Origin of the sequence: Kibdelosporangium persicum (assembly GCF_013280595.1) — a bacterium.
GTDB lineage: Bacteria > Actinomycetota > Actinomycetes > Mycobacteriales > Pseudonocardiaceae > Kibdelosporangium > Kibdelosporangium persicum.
Map to the genome: position 1 here is coordinate 1 of NZ_JAAATY010000086.1, position 1,322 is coordinate 1,322.

Here is a 1,322-nt window from a genome sequence, read left to right on the forward strand (position 1 = left end):
AAATGCTCGAACGGCACATCCTGATTCGCGAACGCACCAAGACTCCGCTCCCGCACCCGCCCGACAACATCCACGAACGACGGATCACCAGACACATCAACCCGCACAACAATAGTATTCACAAAAAACCCGACCACATCGTCCAAACCCGAATCCGTACGCCCCGCCACACCACTACCCAGCGGAATATCGACCCCCGCACCCAAACGAGACAACAAACTGGCCAAACTCGCCTGCAACACCATGAACACCGTCCCGCCACACTCACGGGCCAGGTTGGTGACCTTGTCGCGCAGCTGGGTGCCAAGATCGAACTCGACTGTGTCACCGCGGAACGAGGCGACCGAGGGCCTTGGCCGGTCCGCCGCCAGGCTGACCGTCGCGGGCAGGTCGGCGAGTTCTCGTTGCCAGTAGCTGACTTGCTGGCTGTACAGGCTGTCCGGGTCGGACTCGTCGCCCAGCAGATCCCGCTGCCACAACGTGTAGTCCACGTACTGGACCGGTAGTGGCTGCCAAGACGGCGATTCGCCGCTCCGGCGCGCGGTATACGCGGCGACCAGGTCGCGCACCAACGGAGCCACCGACCAGCCATCACCGGCGATGTGGTGCATCACGAGCATCAGCACGTGGTCGCCCGGTCCGATCGTGAAAATGCTGCCGCGCACCGGAATGTCACGGGTCAGATCGAACGGCGTGCGAGCGGCTGCGGCCATCACGCCTGAGAGGCGCTCCTCGACGACGTCCAGCACCTGCCAGTCCACTGTGGTCTCGTCAGCAGGCTTCACCACCTGACATGGTTCGCCGTCGATCTCGGGGAAGATCGTCCGCAGTGCTTCGTGCCGGGCCACCACATCAGCCAGAGCGGCACGCAAGGCGTCCAGGTCGATGTCACCCTGGAGACGCAAGGCCATCGGCATGTTGTACGTGGCCGAGACGCCCTCGTAGCGCCACAGGAACCAGAGTCGTCGCTGGGCGAAGGAAAGCGGAACGACATCCGGCCGAGGCATCACACCCAACCCCGGACGAACACCCCCACCCCACCCCAAACGACCCACCAACGCACGCACCGACGACGCCTCAAACAACACCCGAACCGGCAACTCCACACCCAACACAACCCGAACCCGACTCACCAACCGAGTCGCCAACAACGAATGACCACCCAACCCGAAAAAATCATCATCCACACCAACACCACCCACACCCAACACCTCACCAAACAAACCACACAACACCACCTCAACCGGAGACACACCCCCACCACCCACAACCCGCGACACCACCGGAACCGGCAAACCACGCCGATCCAGCTTCCCATTGGG

The 1,322-nt window shown here is 62.9% G+C and carries 1 protein-coding gene; it reads right to left on the reverse strand.

Annotated elements, in window-relative coordinates; all coding sequences use genetic code 11:
- A partial coding sequence (locus GC106_RS46960; RefSeq protein WP_312873464.1) for a condensation domain-containing protein occupies positions 1–1,253 on the reverse strand: 1,253 nt, incomplete at its 3' end.
- Between the last annotated feature and the right edge of the window lie 69 nt (positions 1,254–1,322).